Annotated in this window: 15 protein-coding genes; 12 read left to right on the top strand and 3 right to left on the bottom strand. The window is 63.3% G+C overall.

The window, feature by feature from the left end; genetic code table 11:
• Nucleotides 1-184 precede the first annotated feature (184 nt).
• A complete protein-coding gene (locus GGQ67_RS13000) occupies nucleotides 185-1,153 on the top strand; it encodes a 2-hydroxyacid dehydrogenase (RefSeq protein WP_183900580.1) in 969 nt (322 codons plus the stop codon).
• Between the two features lie 6 nt (nucleotides 1,154-1,159).
• On the opposite strand, the gene GGQ67_RS12995 is transcribed toward GGQ67_RS13000, so the two are convergent.
• From GGQ67_RS12995 to GGQ67_RS12985, 3 genes are all read right to left on the bottom strand, one after another.
• Nucleotides 1,160-2,344 carry an acyltransferase family protein gene (locus tag GGQ67_RS12995; RefSeq protein ID WP_183900579.1) on the bottom strand — a complete coding sequence of 395 codons (1,185 nt, stop codon included), beginning with the start codon at nucleotides 2,342-2,344 and terminating at the stop codon, nucleotides 1,160-1,162.
• Nucleotides 2,345-2,438: 94 nt separating this feature from the next.
• Nucleotides 2,439-3,347: a response regulator transcription factor gene (locus GGQ67_RS12990; protein ID WP_183900578.1), complete on the bottom strand. Its 909-nt coding sequence runs from the start codon at nucleotides 3,345-3,347 to the stop codon at nucleotides 2,439-2,441.
• Nucleotides 3,340-6,729, bottom strand: a complete 3,390-nt coding sequence (locus GGQ67_RS12985) for a hybrid sensor histidine kinase/response regulator (RefSeq protein ID WP_183900577.1) — start codon at nucleotides 6,727-6,729, stop codon at nucleotides 3,340-3,342. The genes GGQ67_RS12990 and GGQ67_RS12985 overlap by 8 nt, the downstream gene beginning before the upstream one ends.
• 217 nt (nucleotides 6,730-6,946) lie before the next feature.
• Between GGQ67_RS12985 and urtA the strand changes: the two genes are divergently transcribed.
• The 11 genes from urtA to ureC all read left to right on the top strand — a co-directional run bounded on the left by urtA (nucleotide 6,947) and on the right by ureC (nucleotide 17,754).
• Nucleotides 6,947-8,239, top strand: a complete 1,293-nt coding sequence (urtA, locus tag GGQ67_RS12980; protein ID WP_183900576.1) for an urea ABC transporter substrate-binding protein — start codon at nucleotides 6,947-6,949, stop codon at nucleotides 8,237-8,239.
• A 194-nt stretch (nucleotides 8,240-8,433) separates the two neighbouring features.
• Complete coding sequence (gene urtB / locus GGQ67_RS12975) at nucleotides 8,434-10,053, top strand: urea ABC transporter permease subunit UrtB (RefSeq protein WP_183900575.1); 1,620 nt, start codon at nucleotides 8,434-8,436, stop codon at nucleotides 10,051-10,053.
• Nucleotides 10,050-11,213 (top strand): urea ABC transporter permease subunit UrtC, encoded by a 1,164-nt coding sequence (urtC, locus tag GGQ67_RS12970; RefSeq protein WP_183900574.1) that lies wholly within the window; start codon nucleotides 10,050-10,052, stop codon nucleotides 11,211-11,213. The genes urtB and urtC overlap by 4 nt, the downstream gene beginning before the upstream one ends.
• A 5-nt stretch (nucleotides 11,214-11,218) precedes the next feature.
• The gene (gene urtD / locus GGQ67_RS12965; protein ID WP_183900573.1) at nucleotides 11,219-11,974 is read left to right on the top strand and encodes an urea ABC transporter ATP-binding protein UrtD; all 756 of its coding nucleotides are present in this window, start codon (nucleotides 11,219-11,221) and stop codon (nucleotides 11,972-11,974) included.
• 203 nt (nucleotides 11,975-12,177) lie between these two features.
• Nucleotides 12,178-12,873, top strand: coding sequence for an urea ABC transporter ATP-binding subunit UrtE (gene urtE / locus GGQ67_RS12960; protein ID WP_183900572.1), 696 nt, complete (start codon nucleotides 12,178-12,180; stop codon nucleotides 12,871-12,873).
• 162 nt (nucleotides 12,874-13,035) lie between these two features.
• A complete protein-coding gene (locus tag GGQ67_RS12955; RefSeq protein WP_183900571.1) occupies nucleotides 13,036-13,857 on the top strand; it encodes an urease accessory protein UreD in 822 nt (273 codons plus the stop codon).
• A 20-nt stretch (nucleotides 13,858-13,877) separates the two neighbouring features.
• Complete coding sequence (locus tag GGQ67_RS12950) at nucleotides 13,878-14,180, top strand: urease subunit gamma (protein ID WP_183900570.1); 303 nt, start codon at nucleotides 13,878-13,880, stop codon at nucleotides 14,178-14,180.
• A 484-nt stretch (nucleotides 14,181-14,664) separates the two neighbouring features.
• Nucleotides 14,665-14,970, top strand: a complete 306-nt coding sequence (locus GGQ67_RS12945) for an urease subunit beta (RefSeq protein WP_047514525.1) — start codon at nucleotides 14,665-14,667, stop codon at nucleotides 14,968-14,970.
• A gap of 38 nt (nucleotides 14,971-15,008) precedes the next feature.
• Nucleotides 15,009-15,401: a lysozyme inhibitor LprI family protein gene (locus tag GGQ67_RS12940; protein ID WP_425503786.1), complete on the top strand. Its 393-nt coding sequence runs from the start codon at nucleotides 15,009-15,011 to the stop codon at nucleotides 15,399-15,401.
• A gap of 16 nt (nucleotides 15,402-15,417) precedes the next feature.
• Nucleotides 15,418-16,041 (top strand): Urease operon accessory protein, encoded by a 624-nt coding sequence (locus tag GGQ67_RS12935; RefSeq protein WP_183900669.1) that lies wholly within the window; start codon nucleotides 15,418-15,420, stop codon nucleotides 16,039-16,041.
• Between the two features lie 3 nt (nucleotides 16,042-16,044).
• Nucleotides 16,045-17,754 carry an urease subunit alpha gene (gene ureC, locus GGQ67_RS12930; protein WP_183900568.1) on the top strand — a complete coding sequence of 570 codons (1,710 nt, stop codon included), beginning with the start codon at nucleotides 16,045-16,047 and terminating at the stop codon, nucleotides 17,752-17,754.
• Nucleotides 17,755-17,766 lie beyond the last annotated feature (12 nt).

The raw sequence follows: 17,766 nt of genomic DNA, 5'->3' as shown, positions 1-17,766 counted from the left end.
TTTCGTTCTCAATCTGGAAGCCCGGTCTCGTGCCGGGCTTCTTTCGTTTTGCGGCAATCCGAACCGTGCCGCCGCCGCGCGGCCTTGCGATCGCGGATGATCCGGTTAGGATCGCCCGCGCATTCAACAGGTTGCGGCGCCAAGGACTTTTCCGTCTGCGTGCAACCAGACATACGGATAGGCCATGCCCCGCCCCAAAATTCTGCTGACGCGCCGCTGGCCCAATGCCGTCGAGGCGGTACTCGCCGAGCGTTTCGACGCCACGTTCAACGCGGGCGATGTGCCAATGTCGCCACAGGCGATCGCAGAGGCGTTGCGCATGTATGACGCCGTGCTGCCGACGGTCTCCGACAAGCTTCCGGCTTCCGTTTTCGAAGGCGAGATCCGGGCGAGGATCCTCGGCAATTTCGGGGTCGGCTTCAACCATATCGATGTCGCGGCGGCGAAGGCGAGCGGCGTCGTGGTGACCAACACGCCCGGCGTGCTCACCGATTGCACCGCCGATATCGCCATGCTTCTGATGCTGGCGGTGGCGCGCCGTGGCGGGGAGGGCGAGCGGCAGGTGCGCGCCGGCGAATGGAAGGGCTGGTGCCCGACGCATATGATCGGCACCAAGGTGACCGGAAAGACGGTGGGTATCATCGGTTTCGGGCGCATCGGCAAGGCCTTCGCCCAGCGCTGCCATTTCGGTTTCGGCATGGATGTGGTGTTCTACAATCGCTCGACGGTCGATCCTGATGAAGCGGCGCGCTATGGGGCAAGGCAGCTCGCGAGTGTCGAGGATGTCTTGGCGGCGGCCGATTTCGTGTCGCTCCATTGCCCCGGCGGGGCCGAGAACCGGCACCTGATGAACGCATCCCGTTTCGCGGCGATGAAGCCCGGCGCCTATCTGATCAACACGGCGCGCGGCGATGTCGTCGATGAGGCGGCGCTGATCGCGGCTCTGGAAAATGGCGTGATCCGTGGCGCCGGGCTCGATGTCTACGAGGCGGAGCCGCAGGTGCCGGAGACGCTATTGAAAATGGAGAATGTCGTTCTCCTGCCGCATCTCGGCAGCGCGACGGAAGAGACGCGCAATGCGATGGGAATGAAGGTGGTGGACAATCTCACCGCCTTCTTCGAGGGCAGGGAGCCGCCCGACCGGGTCGTCTGATCCGGTCTATCGCTCCGCGCCGACGATGTTGCGACCGCCCGCGGCGTTCGGCGGCTTGGCATCGAGGCCGAAGAGCAGGCGGGCGCGGCCGGGTATGAAGTCCACGGCGATGGCGAAGAGGCCGGACAACACGAAGGTCGCGGCCGCGATGATCAGGAAGCTCGGCACCGCGGGCAGGCCGAGCGGCAGCACATAGTAGAGCGCGGCGACGACGACCGTCTGGTGGATGATGTAGAGCGGGAAAACCAGCCGATTGAGGGTCACCAGCCGCGCATCCGGCTGGTTGAAATGGCGGGCGGCGAAGCCGACGAGCGTCAGGATCATCGACCAGGCGAGCAGGAAGATCGCGGCCTTGAAGAGCGGGGTGTCATTGGCGTAGCTGCCGATCGCCTGCTCGGCCGGGGCAAGCCAGGCGAAGGCATAGAGAAACACCGTCGTGGCGAGCGCGATCGCGGCGCTGACAAAGCGCTTCGCGATGATCGGCCCGATCAGGGTTTGGTGATTGCGGGCGATGAGGAAGCCCAGGCCGAACCAGCTCGCCCAGACCGCGAACCAGGCGCCGTCATTGTAGAGCGCATTGGTTTCCTTCGGATAGATCGGCGAGAGCGCGAGGTTCAGCGCCAGCGGCAGCAGGACGAAGAGGTAGATGGCCCAGGTCTTCGCGACGCGCTCGAACCAGGCCATGATCCTGTTTTTTGGCCGGCTGAGGTAGACAAAGATCGGATAGCAGATCACCGACATCACCAGCAGATAGGCGACGAACCACATGTGCGCCCAGGTGAAATTGCCGGTGGGATAGCGCCCCTCGGTGAAATAGCGCGTCACCCAGAAGGTCGGCAGCGAACCATCGTAGCCGTCCTCGTACATGCGTTCGTACCAGACCTGCGGCACGAGGAGGACTGCCATTGCGAAGAGCAGGGGCACGAGCAGGCGGATGGTGCGCTTGTACAGGAAGGCGACGCTCTGGTCCGAGCGGAACGAGAAGGCGGCGCCCATGCCGGAGACGAAGAACAGCAGCGCCAGCCGCCAGGCGCGCGGGAAGTCCATGATCAGGGACAGCGTCGGGCTGGTGCGTGCGCTATGGATCAGCCAGCCCATGTCGGGGAAGAACGCGGCGGAGGAGTGGTAGAGGATCAGGATCGCGAAGGCGGAGATCCGCAGCCGATCCACGTAGTAAAGCCTGTCCTTCATGATCCGCCACCAATTCGTTGCAGCCGCGATCCCTTTCGGGTTTCTCCAGCTTTAAGCGAATGGCTTTAAGAAATCCTGTGCGCCAAGGGCCAACCTACGTCTCGTGCAGCACATGGGCTGCCTTGACGGCGGCGGAGGCGCGGTTTTCGACGCCGAGCTTGACGTAGATCTGCTCCAGGTGCTTGTTGACGGTGCGGGCGGAGAGGCCGAGAATTTCACCGATATCGCGGTTTGCCTTGCCCTTGGCGATCCATAGCAGCACTTCGGATTCCCGGTGGGTCAGCGCGAAGCGCTGGCGCAGGACCTGATCGTCGGCGCGCTGGCTGGCGGTCAGGCGGAAGAGATATTCGTCGGGGCCGATCGTGCCCAGAAAGGCGAGCTGCAGCACGTCCTGGCCGCCATGGGCGACGGCGATGGTCGCGTCGCGGGCGGTAGGGGCGCGGTCCTTCATCCAGTTCGCGATCGTTGCGATCACCGTCTCCATGCCGTCGTCGCTGCCCATGGCGGCATTGACGAGGCGGGTGGCCTGCGGGGTCGACCAGTGGATGTTGCCGTCGCCCTTGACCGCCAGCAGATGGCGGCCGGCCGCATCGAGCGCCACGCGGGCGCTCTGGGCGGAGCGGGCGTTTCGCAAATGCACGCCGATGCGGGCACGCAGTTCATCGATGTTGATCGGCTTGGTCAGATAGTCGACGCCGCCCGAGCCGAGCGCGTGGACGACGTGCTCGGTCTCCGTCAGGCCGGTCATGAAGATGACGGGGATCTGGCTGATCGCCGGGTTGGCCTTCAGCCGCCGGCAGGTCTCGAAACCATCCATGGTGGGCATCACCGCGTCGAGCAGGATCAGGTCGGGGGTGATGCGCTCGACGATGTTGAGCGCGGCCGGGCCGGAGGTGGCGATCAGGACGGAGAAGCCGGATTGCTCCAGCGCGTCGGTGAGAAAGCCGAGCGCTTCCGGCGAGTCGTCGACCAACAGAACGATGTCGCGCGGGAGTTCAGCCAATGTGTTCCACCTTTTCGTCGAAGCGGTGCAGGAAGGTCATGAAGCCGTTCAGGTCGAAGGCGGCGACATAGGATCGAAGTTCCTCGGTGAATGGCTGATTTGCCTCCACCTTGGCAAGGTCGGCGAGCTTCGCCTCGATGCCCCTGATATAGCCGATCTCACCAAGACGCAGCAGTTCCTGGACATGCGCGTCGCCGGGACTTTGCAGCATGACCTGTTCGGCCTTCGGGGGCGATGCGGGAGCCGCTTCGGCGTAGAGCCATTTCAGGCCGAGGTGAAGCGCGAGCTTGTCGCGCAGGCGGCGGATATCGACCGGCTTGCCGATCGCGTCATTGTGGCTGTCGTCGCTGTCGCCATGGGCGGCGACGTCGCCGATGTTGGCGGAGAGCATGACGATCGGCGCGGTCTGGCCGGCTTCGCGCAGCCTTGAGACCAACTGCCAGCCGTTCATCCCAGGCATCAGGATGTCGACCAGGAAGAGGTCTGGCTGGATGCCTTCGATCAGCGTCAGGCAATCCGTGCCGCTTGCCGCCGTCAGCACGACGAAATCGAGCGGCGCCAGGATCTCGCGCATCATCTCGCGGTGGTCCTCGTTGTCGTCGACGACGACGATGGTGCGGCGCGGGCCGTCGTAGCTGACGATCTTCTTCTCCTGCGGCGGGGCCGCCATCTCACGCAGCACGGCCGAGAGCATCAGCCGCACCTTGAAGGTCGAGCCCTTGTCCTTCTCGCTGGCCACCAGGATTTCGCCGCCGAGCGTGTTGGTCAGAAGCCGGGTGATCGTCAGCCCAAGGCCGAGACCGGGCATGGGGCGGATGCTGTCGGCCTCGCCGCGCTGGAAGGGCTCGTAGATGCGGCTCAGGTCCTTCTCGGCGATGCCGCGGCCGGTGTCCGTCACGGTGAAGGTCGCGACCTGGCTGCGATAGGCGACGTCGAAGGTGATGGTGCCCTCGTCGGTGAACTTGATGGCGTTGGACAGCAGATTAACGAGGATCTGGCGCAGGCGCTTCTCGTCGGTGCGTACGAACTGGGGCAGGGCCGGCGCGCGCTGGTGCTGGAAGGTCAGTCCCTTGGCGAGCGCCTGCGGACGGAACATATCGACGATCTGATCGAGGAAATCCTGGATGTTGATCTCGTTGGAATAGACCTGCAGGCGGCCGGCCTCGATCTTCGAGATATCGAGCAGGCCGTCGATCAGGCCGGAGAGATGCTCGGCCGAGCGGCGGATCACCTTGATCGAGGATTGGCGCGGCGTCGGAATGGTCTCGTCGCGTTCGAGAATCTGGGCGTAACCGAGCACGGCGTTGAGCGGCGTGCGCAGTTCGTGGCTGAGGCCGACGACGTAGCGGCTCTTGGCGCGGTTGGCGGCCTCGGCGGTTTCCTTCGCGGCCTGCAGTGCGGCGTCGGTCTTCTTGTGGGCGGCGATTTCCTTCAGGAGCAGCGTGTTCTGGCGCGAGGATTCCTCCTCGGCGACGACGCGGCTGTCATGCGCCAGCACGTAGAACCAGCAGACGACGCCGGCGATGACGGCGAAGACGAAGAAGACGATGAGGATCGTGCCGTTGACGACCTCGGCGGTCTCGGGCGAGGCAGAGGAGACCTGATAGGCGATCATCGCCAGGATGGCGCCGACCGCTGTCAGCGCCAACGCGACGGCGATGCCGTAGCGGCCAAGCCGGGTGGTAAGCTTCTCGACGATCGTCTCGGGCAGCACCGCCCGGGCGACGGTGCCGACCTGCGCGTTCAGATGCGCGTTCGGTTTGCACATGTCGTGGCAGCGGCTGTCGAGCGAGCAGCAGAGCGAGCAGATCGGCGCGGCATAGGCCGGGCACCACGCCATGTCCTCGGGCTCGAACGCATGCTCGCAGACCGAGCAGGTGATATCCGTGAGGTTCTTCCAGCTCTGGCGCGGCTTGCGGGCGAGGTAGAATTTGCCTTTCGTGGCCCAGGCGATGGCGGGCGAGGCGATGAAGGCGACTACGAGGGTGATGTAGGGCGCGAGCGAGGCGGCGGTGGCGCCGAAGACGCCGAAATGGGCGATGAGCGCCGCTGTCGCCGACAGCATCATGGCGCCGAGGCCGACCGGGTTGATATCGTAGAGATGGGCGCGCTTGAACTCGATGCCGGGAGGCGCAAGGCCGAGCGGCTTGTTGATGAAGAGATCGGCCGAGATGGTGCAGAGCCATGCCATGGCGATGATCGAGAAGATCCCAAGCGTTTCCTCGAGCAGCTTGTAGATGCCGAGTTCCATCAGGAGCAGGGCGATCGCCACGTTGAACACCAGCCAGATGACGCGGCCGGGATGGCTGTGGGTCAAGCGGGAGAAGAAGTTCGACCAGGCGAGCGACCCGGCATAGGCGTTCATCACGTTGATCTTCAGCTGCGAGACGACCACGAAGGCGGCCATCAGGAGCAGGGCGGCGTTTTGCCAGGGGATCATGTAGCCGAAGGCCGTCAGATACATCTGGGCCGGATCGGCGGCGCGGTCGGCCGGCACCCCGGAGGCGAAGGTGAGCACGACGAGGAAGGAGCCGGCGAGCAGCTTCGGCGCGCCGATGATGACCCAGCCCGGACCGGCGAGGAAGACGGCGAGGCGGTGGCGCCACTTCGTCTGTTTTTCCGGCGGCAGGAAGCGCAGGAAGTCGGCCTGCTCGCCGATCTGCGACATCAGCGCCAGGATAACGGCCGACGCGGCGCCGAATTCAACGAGATCGAAGGGGGCGGTCGTGCCGGGCGGGCCGGAGGCATGGCGAATGCCGGCAAAGGCGCGCCAGAGGTCGAACTTCTCCCAGTCCATCACGGCGATGAAGAGGAAGGGCAGGATATTGAGGACGATCCAGAAGGGTTGCGTCAGAAGCTGGAAGCGGCTGATCAGCCGCACGCCGTGGGTGACGAGAGGGATCACCATGACGGCGCTGATGATGTAGCCGATCCAAAGCGGTATGCCGAGCGTCAGTTCCAGCGCGCCGGACATGATCGACGCCTCGATCGCGAACAGCATGAAGGTGAAGCTGGCGTAGATCAGCGAGGTGATGGTCGAGCCGATATAGCCGAAGCTGGCGCCACGCGTCAGAAGGTCGATATCGACGCCGTGGCGGATCGCGTAGCGGCTGATCGGCAGGCCGATGGCGAGCATGGCGATCGAGGCGACGATGATGGCGTAGAAGGCGTTGGTCGTGCCGTAGGACAGCGTGATCGCGCCACCGATCGCCTCCAGTGCCAGGAAGGAGATGGCGCCGATCGCCGTCTGCGAGATGCGCTGCGAGGAGAACTGCCGGGCGCTCTTGGCGGTGAAGCGCAGCGCATAGTCTTCCAGCGTCTGGTTGGCGACCCAGCGATTGTACTCGCGCCTGACCGGAATAATGCGTTGCCGCGCTGCCATGCCCGTAACCGGCCCCTTCGTTCCCCTTGTCATGCGTTCGTAACATGGAACGGGGCGAGGCTTAAGAGTGCGGTGCAACGTAAAACTGCAGATTTCGCCCCGTCACCTACGTCATATCACGTATACGCTTTCGCAGTGCAGCACCGGATAGTCCCTTAAGCAACAGTTAATCGCCGTTTCAGGCCTGTTGTCGGAACAAGAAGAGGGGATCAACCAGATGAATCTGCGATCATATGTTTCCGGTGCCTTGCTCGGCGCCGTCATGTCGGCCACGGCCGCGTTCCAGGGAGCCGTTGCGGCCGACGACACCATCAAGGTCGGCGTCCTGCATTCGCTGTCCGGCACGATGGCGATTTCCGAAACGACGCTGAAAGACGCCATGCTGATGCTCATCGACGAGCAGAACAAGAAGGGTGGCCTTCTCGGCAAGAAGCTCGAAGCCGTCGTCGTCGACCCGGCTTCCGACTGGCCGCTGTTTGCCGAAAAGGCCCGCGAGCTGATCGAAAAGGATAAGGTCGCGGCCGTCTTCGGTTGCTGGACGTCCTCGTCGCGCAAGTCGGTCCTGCCGGTCTTCGAGGAGCTCAACTCGATCCTGTTCTATCCGGTCCAGTATGAGGGCGAGGAATCCTCGCGCAACATCATCTACACGGGCGCCGCTCCGAACCAGCAGGCGATCCCCGCCGTCGACTACCTGATGGAGAAGGAAGGCGTGAAGCGCTTCGTTCTCGAAGGTACCGACTACGTCTATCCGCGCACCACCAACAAGATCCTCGAAGCCTACCTGATCTCGAAGGGCATTCCGAAGGAAGACATCATCGTCAACTACACGCCGTTCGGCTTCTCCGACTGGCAGACGGAAGTCTCCAAGATCAAGGAATTCGGCTCGGCCGGCAAGAAGACGGCGGTCGTCTCGACGATCAACGGCGACGCCAACGTGCCCTTCTACAAGGAACTCGGCAACCAGGGCGTCAAGGCAACCGATATCCCGGTCATCGCCTTCTCGGTCGGCGAAGAAGAGCTTGCCGGTCTCGACACCAAGCCGCTTGTCGGCCACCTCGCTGCGTGGAACTACTTCCAGTCGGTCGAAAGCCCGGCCAACAAGAAGTTCATCAAGCAGTGGAAAGAGTTCACCAAGAACGACAAGCGGGTGACCAACGACCCGATGGAAGCGGCCTATATCGGCTTCAATGCATGGGTCAAGGCCGTGCAGGCCGCCGGCACCACCGATACGGACAAGGTTCTCGACTCGATCGTCGGCACCACGGTTCCGAACCTCTCGGGCGGCTACGCCACCGTCATGCCGAACCACCACATCACCAAGCCGGTGCTTATCGGTGAAATCCAGGCGAACGGCCAGTTCGAAATCGTCCAGCAGACCCCTGCTGTCGTCGGCGACGAATGGTCCGATTTCCTGCCCGACTCCAAGGACCTGATCTCCGATTGGCGCAAGCCCCTGAATTGCGGCAACTTCAACGTTGCCACGGGCAAGTGCGGCGGCAAGGGCTCCTGAGTGCTGATCACCCCGTCACTCTGACGCCTGAAGACTTCCGCCCGGTCTCTCCTGTCCGGGCGGAAGGTCCATCTTAGAAGCGCGGCCCGGATGCTTCCGACGGCAGTGGTCCCCGCGTGGGGCCCTGTCGTGCCAAGGCCCGGTACTTCTTTCCATTGGGCCGGTAGGCCAACGATAACCGAGGCAGAAAGCCGATGTATCGCGCCATCAAGATTTTGCTTTTGACCTTGTGCCTGGCCCTGCCGGTATTCGCCACGGCGCTGAAGGCGCAGGAAGATTTCCGGGTGCTCGTCGATGCGCTCGGCGTCGGCGACTTCCCCGAGCGCGAGGTCGCCATCAAGGCGCTGGTCGCATCCGGCGATCCCCTTGTCAGCCAGATCCTGCAGCAGCTCAGCGACGGCCGGCTTTACGTGAATTCCGAAAGCGGCGGCCCTGTCCTGCTCCAGGGCGGCACGGAGGACGAGCCGAGCTTTTCCGATCCTGTCAGCGGCGAGGCCGTCGCTGATATCGATGCGGACTACATGTCCAAGGTCAGGATCAACAATTCGCTGCGCGGCGTTATCGCCTCAGCCATGAGCCAGCTGACGCTGCTCTCTCCCGATCGCGGCGCGCGCCTTGCGGCCGCGCAGGGGCTGCTGCGCGACGCCGATCCCGCCAATCTCGAACTGCTGAACTCGGCGCTTGCCGCCGAGAAGGACGCCGAGGTCAAGGCCACTATGGAAGCGGCCAGGGCCGTGATGGTGCTCAAGAGCGATGTCGGCGCAGAGGACAAGAAAGCGGCCATCGATACGATCGCGGAGCGTGGCGGCCGCAATGCGCTGACGATCCTGACATCGGCCATGGCGACCGCGCCTGACGCGCTGAAAGGCGATATCCAGACGCATATCAACACGATCAACCGCAGCCTGGCGGTCTGGGACGTGGTGCAGAACGTCTGGTACGGCCTGTCGCTCGGCTCGGTGCTGCTGCTTGCGGCAATCGGCCTTGCCATCACCTTCGGCGTCATGGGCGTCATCAACATGGCGCATGGCGAGATGGTGATGATCGGCGCCTACACGACTTATGTCGTGCAGCAGTACATCGCTTCGACATTCCCCAGCCTCGAAGTCTATTCGCTGGCCTTCGCCGTGCCGGCCGCCTTCCTCTTCACCGGCTTCGTCGGCCTCGTCATCGAGCGGACCGTGATCCGCTATCTCTACGGTCGCCCGCTGGAAACGCTGCTCGCGACCTGGGGCGTCTCGCTCATCCTGCAGCAGGCTATACGCTCGATCTTCGGTCCGACCAACCGCGAGGTGCGCAATCCGAGCTGGATGTCGGGCGCGTTCGACATCGGCGGCCTGTCGATCACCTGGAACCGCCTGTGGATCATCGTCTTCTCGATGGCCGTGTTCGTGACGCTGCTGATGGTGCTGAAGCGTTCCGCCTTCGGCCTGCAGATGCGCGCCGTCACGCAGAACCGGCGCATGGCGTCGTCGATGGGCATCCGCACCGGCTGGGTCGATGCCTTCACCTTCGCGCTCGGCTCCGGCATCGCCGGCATGGCGGGCGTGGCGCTCAGCCAGATCGACAACGTTTCGCCCAACCTCGGCCAGAGCTACATCATCGACAGCTTCATGGTCGTGGTGTTCGGCGGCGTCGGCAATCTGTGGGGCACGCTGGTGGGCGCGCTGTCGCTCGGTGTCGTCAACAAGTTCCTCGAGCCCTTCGCCGGCGCCGTGCTCGGCAAGATCCTGGTGCTCGTCCTTATCATTCTCTTCATCCAGAAGCGGCCGCGTGGGCTCTTCGCACTCAAAGGAAGGGCGGTGGAAGCATGATTACGGCCTTCCTTCTCCGGTCTCTCGATCGCAAGATCATCGTCGCGCTCGTCATCCTCCTGGCGCTTGCCGTGCTGGTGCCGGTGCTCAACCTGATGACGCCGGAAACAAGCCCGCTGCACATCCCGACCTACATCATGTCGCTGTTCGGCAAATACCTGACCTACGCGCTGCTGGCGCTGGCGCTCGATCTCGTCTGGGGCTTCTGCGGCATTCTCTCGCTCGGCCACGGGGCCTTCTTCGCGCTCGGCGGCTATGCGATGGGCATGTATCTGATGCGGCAGATCGGCACGCGCGGAAGCTACGGCGATCCCATCCTTCCCGATTTCATGGTGTTCCTGAACTGGAAGGAACTGCCCTGGTTCTGGCAAGGCTTCGATCACTTCTGGTTCGCGGCGCTGATGGTGCTGGTGGTGCCCGGCCTGCTCGCCTTCGTGTTCGGCTGGTTCGCCTTCCGCTCCCGCGTCAACGGCGTCTACCTCTCGATCATCACGCAGGCGATGACCTACGCGCTGCTGCTCGCCTTCTTCCGCAACGACATGGGCTTCGGCGGCAATAACGGCCTGACCGATTTCAAGGATATCGTCGGCTACAACATCCAGGCCGACGGGACGCGCGCCGCCCTGTTTTCGGCGACCGCGATCCTGCTTGCCCTGTCGCTGATGATCGCTTCCGCTATCGTGCGCTCGAAGTTCGGCAAGGTGCTGGTCGGCGTGCGCGACGCGGAAAGCCGCACGCGCTTCCTCGGTTACCGTGTCGAGCACTTCAAGCTCTTCACCTTCGTCGTCTCGGCGATGATGGCGGGGATCGCCGGCGCGCTCTACGTGCCGCAGGTCGGCATCATCAATCCGGGCGAATTCGCGCCGGCCAACTCGATCGAGGTCGTCATCTGGACGGCTGTCGGCGGGCGCTCGACGCTGATCGGGCCGATCGTCGGCGCGATCATGGTCAACGGCGGCAAGACGATCTTTACCGGTCTCTTTCCCGAATTCTGGCTCTTCGCGCTCGGCGGGCTGTTCGTGGCGGTGACGCTGTTCCTGCCCAAGGGCATCGTCGGCACGATCGGCCAGTACATCGGCAAGCGCAGGCCATCCTCCAGCGACACGCCGCCCGCCAGGCGCGAGGACGGCGTCGATGCAGAAATCCAGCCCGCGGAGTGAGCGCCATGATCCCTGACGTCAAACCCAACAGCGTCCTCTATCTCGACAACGTCTCCGTCTCCTTCGACGGCTTCAAGGCGCTGAACGCGCTGTCTGTCGTCATCGAGCCCGGCGAACTGCGCGCCATCATCGGCCCGAACGGCGCCGGCAAGACGACGATGATGGACATCATCACCGGCAAGACTCGGCCGGATACCGGCCAGGTGTTCTTCAACGGCCAGACCGATCTCACCAAGCTCGACGAAGCCGACATCGCCCAACTCGGCATCGGCCGCAAGTTCCAGAAGCCGACGGTGTTCGAAAGCCACACGGTCTGGGACAATATCGAACTGGCGCTGAACCGCAGGCGCGGGGTGTTCTCGACGCTGTTCTATCGGCTGTCGAGCGAGGACCGGTCGCGCATCGAGGAGATCCTGGCGACCGTTCGCCTGACGCACCGCCGCGACGATCTCGCGGCCAATCTCAGCCACGGGCAGAAGCAGTGGCTGGAGATCGGCATGCTCTTGGCGCAGGAGCCGAAGCTGTTGCTGGTCGACGAGCCCGTGGCCGGGATGACGGATGCGGAGACGGCGGAAACGGCGATCCTTTTGAAGGAGATCGCCAAGACGCGGTCGGTGGTCGTTGTCGAGCACGACATGGGATTTATCCGCGACCTTGGGGTGAAGGTGACGTGTCTCGCTGAAGGTTCGGTGCTGGCCGAGGGGTCGATCGATTTCGTCAGCGCCGATCCGAGGGTGATCGAGAATTATCTGGGGCGGTGAGGGATGTTGGCGCTCTTTGTCGCAGGCAAAACCCCTCCCCAACCCCTCCCCACGAGGGCGAGGGGCTTAACCAGAGCGAACCCGTTCTGCCAGAATCGCTCAATACTGCTTGGGGCGATGGACGCCTCAGCCCAGTCCCTCCCCCTTGTGGGGAGGGGTTGGGGAGGGGCCTTCACATCCGCAATTCGCCAGGAGATGGCACCATGCTGACCGTCGAAAACGCAAACCTCCACTATGGCGCGGCGCAAGCGCTGCGCGGCGTCTCGCTAAAGGCCGAGATGGGCAAGATCACCTGCGTCTTGGGCCGCAACGGTGTCGGCAAGAGTTCGCTGCTGCGCGCCGTCACCGGCCAGCACCCACTGTCGTCGGGAACCGTGACCTTCAACGACACCAGGCTCAACGGCCTCGCACCCTATGCGCGCGCCAAGCAGGGCATCGGCTATGTGCCGCAGGGGCGCGAGATCTTTCCGTTGCTGACGGTGAAGGAAAATCTCGAGACCGGCTTCGCGCCGCTTAAGCGTCGTGACAAGAATATCCCCGACGATATCTTCAGCCTGTTTCCCGTGCTGCAGACCATGCTCGGGCGGCGCGGCGGCGATCTCTCGGGTGGGCAGCAGCAGCAGCTGGCGATCGGCCGGGCGATGGTGACGCGGCCGAAGATCCTCGTGCTCGACGAGCCGACCGAGGGCATCCAGCCGTCGATCATCAAGGATATCGGCCGGGCGATCCGCTATCTGCGCGACAGTACCGGCATGGCGATCCTGCTGGTCGAGCAGTATCTCGATTTCTGCCGGGAGCTTGCCGATTACGTCTACATCATGGATCGCGGCGAGATCGTCCACGAGGGGCTTGCGGAAACGCTGGATACACCGGAGGCACGCCGGCATCTGACCGTCTGATCGGCATTCGCCGCTTTTAAAGGCACTCGGCGACACGCGCCCGCAGGGTCGGCGCTGGGAATGCGGTGCCCGGCGTACGGCACGGAAATTGCTTGCTTTCAATCGGTTACAGGATTGAATGAAAACGGCCGGGCAAACCGGCGGGCATCACGAGGGGACGGAATGACGAACGCCGCGGCAGCCACCAGACCGCAAAGGGCCGAAGGCCGCGGGCATCTGGCCGCGAAGTCGCTGGGCGGGCGCACGCGCATCCGCGAGCTCTACCAGGAGGGTGCCGCGAAGATCCGGCTGCCCGATACCTTCGATGCCTCGATGGAAGCCGTCATCATCAATACGGCGGGTGGCCTTACCGGCGGTGACCGCATGGACTGGAGCGTCGTTGCCGGCCGCGGCACGCGCATCGACGTGACGACGCAGGCCTGCGAGAAAATCTACAAGGCGTCGGCCGGCACCGCCGAGATCACCACGAAAATTCAGGTCGGCGCCGATGCGCGGGTCGACTGGCTGCCGCAGGAAACCATCCTCTTCGATCGCTCCTCGCTCTATCGCCGACTGGATGTCGATCTCGACGCGGGTGCGGAATTTCTCGCGGTCGAAGCGGTGCTGCTCGGGCGCAGGGCGATGGGCGAGGCGGTCGTCTCCGGGCTGTTTCGAGACCGCTGGCGCATCCGCAGCGAAGGCCGGCTCCGCCATGCCGAGGATCTGAGGCTTGCGGGCGAAGTCCAGGCGCTGACGCGCGAGCAGGCGGTGCTGTCGGGCCAGGTCGCCTTCGCGACGCTGCTCTATGTCGGGCCGCAGGCGGAAGGCTATCTGAATGCGGTCAGGCCGTTGCTCGACGGCCATATGGGCGGCGCCAGCTGCTGGGCGGGCAAGCTCGTCGTGCGGCTCGCGGCTTCGGACGGCTTCGCTCTTCGAAAAATCCTGATCCCGATCATTTCCGCCTTGCGCAACGGCGCGCCTGTGCCGAAAGTCTGGAATCTCTAGTTCAAGCAGATGGATGCACGATGAACCTCACACCAAGAGAAAAAGACAAGCTGTTGATTTCGATGGCGGCGATGGTCGCGCGGCGGCGGCTGGAGCGGGGCGTCAAGCTCAACTATCCCGAGGCGATCGCGCTGATTACCGACTACGTCGTCGAAGGCGCGCGTGACGGCCGGCCGGTGCCCGAGCTGATGGAAGCCGGCGCCCATGTCATCGGCCGCGACCAGGTGATGGACGGCATCGCCGAGATGATCCACGACGTGCAGGTGGAAGCGACGTTCCCTGATGGAACGAAGCTCGTGACCGTTCACGAACCGATACGGTAGCGGCGATGAAGAAGGCAACTCAAGAGCAAACCGCCGGTCTTCTAATGGCGGAATATTCTATTGTGCGAGGTCGTATAAATAGCGACATCGATGAGATAAATAAGACTGAGATATTTTATCTGTCGATTACGGCCGCGATATACTACTTTGCTTTTCAGCTGAAATTATCTGACATATTTTTTATCAGGGCTCTTTTTCTCCTTCCTGTTTGTTTTTCTATTTATAGTTTACTTCGATATGAAGCGCACAGGCGCATCATTCAAACGGCCGAAGGGTTCCTAAAAGACTGGGTCGAGCCCTACTTTCTTGAGTATGGGGAAGATCCTAGTGGGTATGCATCCTACTATGACAATAAGTCGCCCAAATGGCTCAAGCCAGTTCGATACGTTTTCCATTTTACATTGATATCCGCAACGTTGGGATTCTCGATCTGGACGTTCTGTTACCCTGACTACGTTGTGTCTATTGTAGGTGGAGTTAAACCATGATCCCAGGCGAAATCATTGCCGCACCAGGCGAAATCGAACTGAACGCCGGCGCGCCGACCGTCACCATCGAGGTGTCGAACACCGGCGATCGTCCGGTGCAGGTCGGCAGCCACTATCATTTCGGCGAGACCAATGCCGGGCTCTCCTTCGACCGCGAGAAGGCGCATGGCATGCGGCTCGATATTCCCGCCGGCACCGCCGTGCGCTTCGAGCCGGGGCAGACGCGTTCGGTGACGCTGATCCCGCTGTCCGGCAAGCGCGAGGTCTATGGCTTCCGCCAGCTGGTGATGGGCAAATTGTGATCGGGGCCCGGGAGAAGATGATGCGTATTTTGATGCCCATGGCCTTCGGCCTGCTTTCGCTGATGGCGGCTGGCGCTTCCAGCGCGACGGAGATCGATTGCACGAGCCCGACGACGCAGACCGACATGACGCTCTGCGAGCGGGCGCGGCAGGACGATGCCGACAAGGCGCTCAACGTTCAATACAAGAAGACCCGCGCCGCCATGGTCGCCATCGACAGTGATCAGGATGGTGACATGAAGGGGGCTGAAAAAGCGCTGGTGACCGCGCAGCGCGCGTGGATCACCTACCGTGATGCGCAATGCGAAGCGGCCGGCTTTCAGGCGCGTGGCGGCACGATGGAGCCGATGCTGGTGGCCGGCTGCATCGCCAACGTGACCGATGCCAGGACCAAGGAGCTCAAGGCGCTCGAAGATGCGTTGAGCAACTGAGGTGGCAGAGAGCATCATGATCGTCGGCAATGGTGAGATCGGTGCGGAGGGAGCCGCGGCTGTTGCCGCGGCCGGCTTCGTCATCCGGTTCAACGAATGCCGGTCCTATGAGGCGAGCCCCGGCCGCACCGATGTCGTCGCCGTCTGCAATACCGGTCGTCCCGCCAAGGCGATGCTGTCCTCTCAGGCGTGGCGCGCGCATCCCGCCGTCCTCGAGGCATCCGAGATCTGGAGCGTGCGCGATCCGGAAAAATTCGCGGCGCTGAAAGGCCCGCTTGCCGTCTCGCATCCCGAACTCGACGATTTCTGCGACGACTATACGAGTCAATTCAACAGTTTCTGCAAGGAAGCTGGCAAGGCGCATGCGGTCGTTGACAAAGTGATTCATGATGGCGTCGACCAGGCTCTGGCCGCCTTCGATCCCGCGCCTTACGTCGTGCCGAGCAGCGGCATGATCGTGATATCAGAGGTCATGAACCGATTTCCCGACGCCCCCATCGCGCTTGCCGGCTTCGGCCATCAAGGCTGGGAGTGGCATCCCTTCGCCGCCGAAAGGCAGCTCGTCGATGCTTACGTCGCCGCCGGCCGCGTCACGCGGTTTTATCCGTCCGCATCCCGTTCGCCCTCCCAAGGAGCCTGACCCATGCCCTACAAGATTTCCCGCGCCGCATATGCCGGCATGTTCGGCCCGACCACCGGCGACAAGGTGCGGCTTGCCGATACCGAGCTCTTCATTGAGATCGAGAAGGATTTCACCACCTATGGCGAAGAGGTGAAGTTCGGCGGCGGCAAGGTCATTCGCGACGGCATGGGGCAGAGCCAGGCAACGCGGGCGCAGGGTGCCGTCGATACCGTCATCACCAATGTCGTGATCATCGACCATACCGGCATCGTCAAGGCCGATATCGGGCTGAAGAACGGCCGCATCCACGCCATCGGCAAGGCCGGAAATCCGGATACGCAGCCCGGCGTCAACATCATCGTCGGCCCGTCGACCGAGGCGATCGCCGGCGAGGGCAAGATCATCACCGCCGGCGGCATGGACGCGCACATTCACTACATCTGCCCGCAGCAGATCGAGGAAGCGCTGATGTCCGGCATCACCTGCATGCTCGGCGGAGGCTCTGGCCCGGCGCACGGCACGCTCGCCACCACCTGCACCGGCGCCTGGCATATCGAGCGGATGATCGAAAGCTTCGACGGCTTCCCGATGAACCTCGCGCTCGCGGGCAAGGGCAATGCCTCGCTGCCCGCCGCACTCGAGGAGATGGTGCTGGCCGGCGCGTCGTCGCTGAAGCTGCACGAGGACTGGGGCACGACGCCGGCCGCGATCGACTGCTGCCTTTCGGTTGCCGACGAATACGATATCCAGGTGATGATCCACACCGACACGCTGAACGAAAGCGGCTTCGTCGAGGATACGATCGGAGCGCTGAAGGGTCGCACCATCCACGCCTTCCACACGGAAGGGGCAGGCGGCGGCCACGCGCCCGATATCATCAAGATCTGCGGCCAGTCGAACGTCATTCCCTCGTCCACCAACCCGACGCGTCCCTACACGGTCAACACCATCGCCGAGCATCTCGACATGCTGATGGTCTGCCACCACCTGTCGCCGTCGATCCCGGAGGATATCGCATTCGCCGAAAGCCGTATCCGCAAGGAGACGATCGCGGCGGAAGACATCCTCCACGATATCGGCGCTTTCTCGATCATCTCCTCCGACAGCCAGGCCATGGGCCGCGTCGGGGAAGTGGCGATCCGCACATGGCAGACGGCCGACAAGATGAAGCGCCAGCGCGGTCCGCTGAAGGAGGAGACGGGTGACAACGACAACTTCCGTGTCCGCCGCTATATCGCCAAGTACACGATCAACCCGGCGATTGCTCAAGGGGTAAGCCACGAGATCGGCTCGATCGAAGTCGGCAAGCGCGCCGACCTCGTCTTGTGGAACCCGGCCTTCTTCGGCGTGAAGCCGGAGATGGTGCTGCTCGCCGGCTCGATCGCGGCAGCCCCCATGGGCGATCCGAACGCCTCGATCCCGACGCCGCAGCCGATGCACTACCGCCCGATGTTCGCCGCCTATGGCAAACTGCGCACCAATTCGTCGGTCACCTTCGTTTCGCAGGCCTCGCTCGATGCCGGCCTGAAGGGGCGTCTCGGCGTCGCCAAGGACCTCGTCGCCATCAAGAACACACGCGGCGGCATCTCCAAGGCGTCGATGATCCACAACAGCCTCACGCCTCATATAGAGGTCGATCCGGAGACCTACGAAGTGCGCGCCGACGGCGAATTGCTGACCTGCGAACCGGCCACCTCGCTGCCGATGACGCAGCGCTACTTCCTGTACTGACGAGCTTTAATG

Origin of the sequence: Rhizobium metallidurans, assembly GCF_014196505.1 — a bacterium.
GTDB classification, from domain to species: Bacteria; Pseudomonadota; Alphaproteobacteria; order Rhizobiales; family Rhizobiaceae; genus Rhizobium; species Rhizobium metallidurans.
This window is presented reverse-complemented; position numbering and strand designations above follow the sequence as displayed.

What these genes read in the sequence shown, in the direction of transcription:
- GGQ67_RS13000 (WP_183900580.1), top strand. Translation starts at nt 185, where the DNA reads ATGCCCCGCCCCAAAATTCTGCTGACGCGCCGCTGGCCCAATGCCGTC.
- GGQ67_RS12995 (WP_183900579.1), bottom strand. Translation starts at nt 2,344, where the DNA reads ATGAAGGACAGGCTTTACTACGTGGATCGGCTGCGGATCTCCGCCTTC.
- GGQ67_RS12985 (WP_183900577.1), bottom strand. Translation starts at nt 6,729, where the DNA reads ATGGCAGCGCGGCAACGCATTATTCCGGTCAGGCGCGAGTACAATCGC.
- urtA (WP_183900576.1), top strand. Translation starts at nt 6,947, where the DNA reads ATGAATCTGCGATCATATGTTTCCGGTGCCTTGCTCGGCGCCGTCATG.
- urtB (WP_183900575.1), top strand. Translation starts at nt 8,434, where the DNA reads ATGTATCGCGCCATCAAGATTTTGCTTTTGACCTTGTGCCTGGCCCTG.
- urtC (WP_183900574.1), top strand. Translation starts at nt 10,050, where the DNA reads ATGATTACGGCCTTCCTTCTCCGGTCTCTCGATCGCAAGATCATCGTC.
- urtD (WP_183900573.1), top strand. Translation starts at nt 11,219, where the DNA reads ATGATCCCTGACGTCAAACCCAACAGCGTCCTCTATCTCGACAACGTC.
- urtE (WP_183900572.1), top strand. Translation starts at nt 12,178, where the DNA reads ATGCTGACCGTCGAAAACGCAAACCTCCACTATGGCGCGGCGCAAGCG.
- GGQ67_RS12955 (WP_183900571.1), top strand. Translation starts at nt 13,036, where the DNA reads ATGACGAACGCCGCGGCAGCCACCAGACCGCAAAGGGCCGAAGGCCGC.
- GGQ67_RS12950 (WP_183900570.1), top strand. Translation starts at nt 13,878, where the DNA reads ATGAACCTCACACCAAGAGAAAAAGACAAGCTGTTGATTTCGATGGCG.
- GGQ67_RS12945 (WP_047514525.1), top strand. Translation starts at nt 14,665, where the DNA reads ATGATCCCAGGCGAAATCATTGCCGCACCAGGCGAAATCGAACTGAAC.
- GGQ67_RS12940 (WP_425503786.1), top strand. Translation starts at nt 15,009, where the DNA reads ATGGCCTTCGGCCTGCTTTCGCTGATGGCGGCTGGCGCTTCCAGCGCG.
- GGQ67_RS12935 (WP_183900669.1), top strand. Translation starts at nt 15,418, where the DNA reads ATGATCGTCGGCAATGGTGAGATCGGTGCGGAGGGAGCCGCGGCTGTT.
- ureC (WP_183900568.1), top strand. Translation starts at nt 16,045, where the DNA reads ATGCCCTACAAGATTTCCCGCGCCGCATATGCCGGCATGTTCGGCCCG.